Annotated in this window: 1 pseudogene; it reads right to left on the bottom strand. The window is 58.7% G+C overall.

Annotated elements, in window-relative coordinates:
- Positions 1 to 341 (bottom strand): annotated as a pseudogene (locus EN804_RS35515) (oligoendopeptidase F); the annotation flags it as partial.

Here is a 341-nt window from a genome sequence, read left to right as displayed (position 1 = left end):
CTCGAATTTGCGCCAGCGGTCGGAAATATCCTTGTCCTTGGCGAGCGTGTTGGTGATGAGCGTGAAGACCCGCAGATTGGCCTTGAAGGTGCCGCTCAGCGCTTCCGCCGCCTTCTTTCGGGTTTCCGGTTCCGGCTCCTGAAGCATGTTGAGCGTCACTTCCAGCGGCAGGCTTGCACCGTGTATGTCGAAACGCAGATCTGCGATCGTCTCGTCGAAGAGGCGGTTGAACGCCGCCGCGCTGGTCATCGATTTTTCAAGGAAAAGCTGTTCGAGCTGATCATCGAGCTGGTGCGGCTTGTCCTTGCGCAAATCCACGAGCCAGGGGCGGTAATGCCCTG

Origin of the sequence: Mesorhizobium sp. M8A.F.Ca.ET.161.01.1.1 (assembly GCF_004792105.1) — a bacterium.
Taxonomy (GTDB): Bacteria; Pseudomonadota; Alphaproteobacteria; order Rhizobiales; family Rhizobiaceae; genus Mesorhizobium.
This window is presented reverse-complemented; position numbering and strand designations above follow the sequence as displayed.